This window comes from Natronorubrum thiooxidans (genome assembly GCF_900156475.1).
GTDB lineage: Archaea > Halobacteriota > Halobacteria > Halobacteriales > Natrialbaceae > Natronorubrum > Natronorubrum thiooxidans.
Map to the genome: position 1 here is coordinate 23,220 of NZ_FTNR01000025.1, position 6,432 is coordinate 29,651.

The following is a 6,432-nucleotide window of genomic DNA, read 5'->3' on the forward strand; positions in this document are numbered from 1 at the left end:
CCCCTTTCTCAAGGAACAAACGACGTCACTTCTTTGGGAACGTCTGTGCCAATGCTACTCAACACCACCATGTCCGCTGTTTCTCTTTGCTGTCTCTTGAGAACAGCGGACATGGCGGTGTTGGTGACTAGCACCAAACTGATAGCTCTCGTAATTTTGACCGACAGCTGAGGCCTCAAGATCCAACTCTTCCGGAAATACGATCAACAACAGTTGCCTTGACAGCTGCAAACAACAGGTAGCAAGCAAGGTACGGAAGCGGCCCCTGCCCTGTCTACGGATGGGCAGGGCGAGTGCTCCGGGGCTTGCTCTCGAGGTATTTCACTCAAAACTCATTACAGACTGGGATTCCCATCGTATCGTAATCGCTCATCGCCGCAAGCCGATCCGGAACTTCCTCGATACCGACTGTCTCGGAGACGAGTTCTTTGGGATCGATTTTTCCGGTCCTGATCATATCGAGCATTTCGGGGTAGCGCGAGGGTTGCAATCCAAGCGAGCCTCGGAAGTCGATTTCCTTCGCGACGAACTCGTCAGTTGGAAGCGAGACGTGGCCTTCTTCCTCAGCTGTTGTCAATCCGATCTGGACGTGTCGGCCACCTTTTGCGAGGGAGTTGACTGCGTTCTGGCACGTGGTCGCGATCCCGAGTGCGTCAACCGAACAGTCAGCACCGCCGTCCGTGATATCGTGGACTTCCTTCGCTGGATCGTCCACTTCGGAGGCGTTGACTGTCGTGACGGCACCAAGTTGTTCTGCTTTCTCGAGTTTCTCTTCAAAGAGGTCGACGCCGATTACGTTCGCACCCAGCGCGTCCGCAATATGGACCGCGGACAACCCGACTCCACCGAGTCCATGGACAACGACGTCTTCTCCGTTGCCCACATCTCCTCGGTGAGCCATCCCGTGATACGACGTCATAAATCGGCAGCCGATTCCGGCGGCTGTGTCCGGGTCGATCTCGTCTGGGAGCGGGACTGCGTTGATATCGGCATTCGGGACGTGGACTTCTTCTGCGAAAGCTCCCGGTGCCTCGTTCATGAAACCGAGTCCGATATGATTCTCGCAGATGTTCTCGCGGCCGTTTCGACAGAGTTCACACTTTCCGCACGCGAAATTGAACGGAATCGCGATGTGGTCTCCTTCGGCGACGCTTTCGACGTCTTCGCCGACTTCTACCACGGTTCCGCAGGGTTCGTGTCCCAGAATGTGTGGTGGATCCGGTCTGTATCCAAACCAGTCCCAGTCGCCTTGCCAGCAGTGCCAGTCGCTGCGACAGACACCACAGCCGTCAACTTCGGCGACGATGCCGTGCGGTTCAGGTTCGGGACGTTCGACGTCTTGGACTTCCAGTGGTTCCTGGAACTCTTCTAACATTACTGCCTTCATTATCCGTCCCACTCTATCATGAACTATCATATATGATTGGGGGGCACGTTTCAGTTTAATGGATAGACAAATAATTGTGACAGTACGGCAATGAAGACGGTGTCCTCGATCGAAGACCGCTATCGACGATCGATCAGCAGTTGCCCGCCGCTTCTCGTGTCGCGACACCACCTGGGGAAGCGAAACCGCTATACTGACCTGAAACAGGGACAATAGCTGCAATAGGTCCAATATCCATAATAGGTGGCTTACCTGACTTAGGTTAGTCACTTGCTTCACCTAAGTTACCTATTGTACCTAAGCCACCTATTGAAGCTACCTGCGATAGAATTAAGATGAACCATAAAATTATACTGAATGTCCGCTGAAGCAGGCATTCTGTATACAATAGGTGCCTATTGCTACTGCAGCGGAGGGAACTCCATTATGCCAACAGCAACTGAGCCACGCGCAGTAAGCGTCGTCATCCTGAAAGGCGGTGTCGGCAAATCAACGACCTCGATGAATCTCGCCCGACAGCTCGCCGAACGCGGCGAGACACTGTTTGCGGACCTCGACCCAAACGGTCACGCGACCAACGGACTCGGCTTCGAGGATGCATACCAGGGCGAAACAAACCTCGGTGACGTCATTCTCGAGGGAACGGCGACGCCACACGATCTTATTCAGCCGACTGAGTACGGGTTCGATCTGCTGCCATCGTCGAACACGCTCGAGGACGTCGAAAAAGATCTCGCCGGCGCGATGCAGGGATCGGCCCGCGTGAAATCGAAGATCGTCGATCCGCTTCTCGGCGACGAGTACGAGTACATCGTCTTCGACTGTCCGGCGTATCCGGGGATGCTCAACAACAACGCACTGGTCGCGACGGGTAACGTCATGATTCCAATCGAACCGGGGTCAAGTGCGATCGGCGGCTACAAACGGACGATGGAACGACTCATCGAACCGGCTCGGGAGTACATCGATGTCGACGTGCTCGCGATCGTTCCGAACAAACTCTCGGACCGCATCGACCAACAAACTGAGGACCGAGAACTGCTCGAGAACCTGAACACGGCGAGCTATGAGGTGAACCCAGGCCAGCCACTCCAGGAGGCTATACCGGAGTTCGCTCGGATTACGGCCGCCGAGTTCGAGCGGATCGATGCGGGTGACGTTCCCGCACCGAAACCGGGCATTCGTCACCGGTCTTCGCTCTCGCGGTCGCTACAGGAAAACAAGCCACTGCAGGAGTACGATCCGAAGAGCGACCAAATCGAGTACTACGAGGAACTTGCAGCGATCGTCGCCAATGGGGGAGTCGACCGATGACGAACCCGTTTAATGATCTGGGAACCGATGCTGACGACGGCAGTGACTTGACTGAGGAGCCACCGACGACCGACGACGACTCGAGTCGATCGGAGCCGGAACCGACCCAAACGTCATCCGAACGGGCACGTGACGACGATGCGGCGTCGACCGGGCCGGCGTTCGAATACAGTGCTGTCCGCCAGCGCCCGCTGTACGCTCGTGGCGAAACGTGGGACGCTCTCGAGGACGAACTCGGGATCACCGTGACGCCCGAACTACGGCGGATGGGCATTCGTGACGACGAAACCCGCGAAGTCCACGATGCACTATTGAAAGTCGCCCTTGAGCATATCGACGAGGTACCCGATCGGCTCCTCGAGACACGGCGACAGTCATAGGTCGACCGCAGCATCCTGCTTGCGCCTTCAGGCGTCGTCTGCAATCAACTGTAACTGTTTCTGACTGCCAATCAGAACGCTCTGTGTTCTGACGGCGCTCGCTGAGGAAGGTGACCCAGCGCCTCGATTCAGCTGAACACGTCCTCGCTTCGACGAGTGTACTCGTCGCCTTTTGAAATGCTTCGATGCAGCTCGATCGTCGCCGAATCTGTCCATCGTCCAATCTGGTACGGTATCCCCCGAGAACGTTGCAGCGAAAGATTCAGACTCTATCCAACTATGTATATATCTATCTGAACACAAAACAACAAATTAGCAGTAAAACTCTTTAGTATACAACTGTTGGTGATTCCATGGACCATCACAACCGGTTCCAAACCGAGACGCAGGTGGAGATTCAGGCCGAACGGCGCGACTCGGAATCGATACTGGAAACGATTCTAAGAGGACTAGCAGCGATCAAAAACGTTCCTATTACTGATCTCGACCCGCTGTATGAGCAGATCAATCCAGATGCATTAATCACCTTCCATCGTCACGCGAAAGAAGCTGACACCCCAATCTCCATCGAATTCACCGTCGATGAATACGCTGTTACTGTCTCTCAGACCGATAACGTGTGTATCTCTGATCGAACGTCGACCTGACTACTATCCGGAGCGTTGCACAGCTACGCAGTCACTGGCTTGCTCCTCCACCTCTCTCGTTTTTTGAGTTCCAATCTCATCGACTCTCATCTGCGTGCCCTGTAACGGGATACTCGCTTCCGGCCCGGTCTAAACGGTCAGAAAATAGGGACCACATCCCAGCAAACGGTCGCCAGTCACCCAATCTCGAGTTGTGGTGGGCGTATATCTGTTCTTTTATAACGTCACTGTCGCCGCTGTAAACACCACTCTGTCCGCTGTTATTTTGCTGTTTGCTTCCATCACAGTGTGTCCACAGGTCCAGCCACATCTCGGAGGAACAACGGACATTGTGGTGTCGTCTGTTTTTCAATTTCGAACGCCCGTATTTTGCCTGCGACGGAGATACTCCAGGCTGATGCGCTTCGAAGCCGTGTTCGACGGCTCCTTCGATCCGTTCGTTTGCTACCGTGTGCTGGTCGATCTCGAAGCGTTTCGTGTGACCGACGCGTTCGATATTCCCGTGGGTGTGTCGTGACCCACATTGTTGAAGCGAGCCGCGGCATATGGACGCGTGGAGGAACCAGTCATCGTCATGGTCAAGCCCCGTGGCATCCACTTCGAAGTTCCGTGAATCGTACCGGGGCATTCTCCTCGACCGTCCGCAAACGGCGGTATTCCATCGCTCTGTAACGATCGTGGGTGAGAGCATGCATCAGGAATACTCGAGTTGGATGAGGACTACGCCCGTGATGACGAGTGTTCCGCCGACGATCGTTACGACCGTGACAGACTCTCCCAATACAAGTACCCCGAGTGTGACTGTGACGACCGGTTCAGCAGTGCTGATGATACTCGCACGACTGGCTCCGATTTTTGCGATACCAGCGAAGAAGGTGAGGACGGGAACCACCGTTGCGAAGATTGCAATCGCGACGATGACTCCCCAGGCGGAGACACTGCCCGGCATCGTGAGTGTGTCCGTGCCAACTCCGAACGCGACGAAACTTCCGGCTGCAGCTGGCAGCACGAACGCCGTTAGTGTCTCCGCGTCGGTCGTCACAAGCGCTTGCTGGCTCACGACGATGTACAGCGAGTACGCAAGTGCAGCTCCGAGGACGATCACGATACCTCGAGGATCGACACCGACAGGGTCCGCACCGGTGATGAGCGCGACACCGCTGACTGAGAGGCCGAGTGCGATCACCACGCGTCTGGTCACCCGGCTTGGGTTCGTGATCGCAACGATGCAGACGACGAACGCTGGATACGTGTAGAGAACGATCGCGACCATCCCGGCCGTCATGAACTCGAGACCAAAGAAGTAGAGACCGCTCTGTGTGGCGTAGCCGATTCCACCGAGAGCGAGTGCGATTGCGAGCGTTCGCCCAGTAAGCACTTGAAACCGCCCCCGTAACCGAAGAACCGTCCAGACGACGACCGTTGCGAGGCCAAACCGCAACGCGAGTACCGTCGGGATCGAGACTTCTTCCCCGGCAGCGAGCATCCCGAAGATGCCAAGCGTGCCAAACCCGATCGCAGAGATCAGGACGAGTACGATCCCGACCGTTTCATCCTTCATACTGTGTGGCTGTTTCTACTCCTCAAAAGTTCTCCGCCTCAATATCTGCTCTGTCTGCTGGTTTTGTCGCTATACTATCTCTCAATTGCCCACGCGCGATCAAAATTAATTAAAGAACTCGGCAGTACTACTCGTCGAGAGTCGGTACGTGTCTGTCGAATCAGTTGCAGCGATTCAGCCGGCCACGAAATCTGCACAGTATGTGAAAATCCCACAAACACCTTAGACGATTCACCGCTTTTTAGCACTTGATGACAGTTGATGGACTTCGTGATTACGGCATGGTTCGGATGGATGACGACGAGATTCAAGGGTTTCTCTCGAGTCAGCAGACTGGGGTCCTCGGACTCTCGGCGGATGATGCACCGATTATGCGTCCGATGTCGTTTTGGTACGATGGAGCGTCCAGCCTCTACATTCTGTACGTCCTCGGTACCAGTAGCCGGAAAGCGGAACTAACCGATCGTGCAGACGTTGCCAGATTCCTCGTCTACCGTGCAGATACGCCATTTAATTGGATGAGTGTTCTCCTTACGGGTACGATAACTCCTGTTTCAGAGGACAAGCAGGACGAAATCCAAGAGAAAATGGAGATGAGGTGGCGTCCGGATGTATTCGAACGGGCCAGCACGTCGGGGAATACGACACTCTATCAGTTCCGAATTGAAGACCAGGCCGGCATCAAGCATCTTGGACTTCCACCCGGACTCGAACCTGACTCGTCCGAAGATCAGTCCAAGTGACGCTTTTGACACCGCTTCTCCAGTTGATCGTTCTTGAGTATTTGAAGATTCTTCTTCTTATATACTCGCCTACATAGTCGAAATCTACTATGGGTTCTTTTTATTGATATTCCATGCCATTCTTCATTATATTCTTAAAAATAGGCGCGGAAGTTGACTATGTGTATTGAAATTGTACTGTAAGCATGATTGGTACTCACTCTCGTTGAAGCCGTGGTTCGCAGGCCTTATATATACACCCGGGACTATCGATATATACGCAGAAGATGAGGACTCCACACCTGCGGTCCGCCGTATAGATGGGGTCTGATGTTAGCCTTGGTAGTTCGGTGACGCCTGATTGGTCGTCGATCTGCGGTCACCGAACGTGGACCCATTTATGTGTGAGTGTGTATTCGAA

The 6,432-nt window shown here is 54.4% G+C and carries 6 protein-coding genes; 4 read left to right on the plus strand and 2 right to left on the minus strand.

All coding sequences use genetic code 11. The annotated features are described in order from the left end of the window. Positions 1–325: 325 nt before the first annotated feature. On the minus strand, positions 326–1,387 hold the full coding sequence (locus BW940_RS19405; protein WP_076610829.1) for a zinc-dependent alcohol dehydrogenase family protein: 1,062 nt from the start codon (positions 1,385–1,387) through the stop codon (positions 326–328). A 426-nt stretch (positions 1,388–1,813) separates the two neighbouring features. Between BW940_RS19405 and BW940_RS19410 the strand changes: the two genes are divergently transcribed. From BW940_RS19410 to BW940_RS19420, 3 genes are all read left to right on the plus strand, one after another. Next, positions 1,814–2,701, plus strand: a complete 888-nt coding sequence (locus BW940_RS19410) for a ParA family protein (protein ID WP_076610830.1) — start codon at positions 1,814–1,816, stop codon at positions 2,699–2,701. Next, on the plus strand, positions 2,698–3,081 hold the full coding sequence (locus BW940_RS19415; RefSeq protein WP_076610831.1) for a hypothetical protein: 384 nt from the start codon (positions 2,698–2,700) through the stop codon (positions 3,079–3,081). The genes BW940_RS19410 and BW940_RS19415 overlap by 4 nt, the downstream gene beginning before the upstream one ends. A gap of 353 nt (positions 3,082–3,434) precedes the next feature. Continuing rightward, entirely contained in the window at positions 3,435–3,728 is a 294-nt protein-coding gene (locus tag BW940_RS19420) for a HalOD1 output domain-containing protein (RefSeq protein WP_076610832.1), read from the plus strand. 694 nt (positions 3,729–4,422) lie between these two features. Here the strand turns inward: BW940_RS19420 and BW940_RS19430 are convergent. Beyond that, a complete protein-coding gene (locus tag BW940_RS19430) occupies positions 4,423–5,289 on the minus strand; it encodes a DMT family transporter (RefSeq protein ID WP_076610833.1) in 867 nt (288 codons plus the stop codon). Positions 5,290–5,540: 251 nt separating this feature from the next. On the opposite strand from BW940_RS19430, the gene BW940_RS19435 reads away from it, so the two are divergent. Further along, positions 5,541–6,032 carry a pyridoxamine 5'-phosphate oxidase family protein gene (locus BW940_RS19435; RefSeq protein ID WP_076610834.1) on the plus strand — a complete coding sequence of 164 codons (492 nt, stop codon included), beginning with the start codon at positions 5,541–5,543 and terminating at the stop codon, positions 6,030–6,032. Positions 6,033–6,432 lie beyond the last annotated feature (400 nt).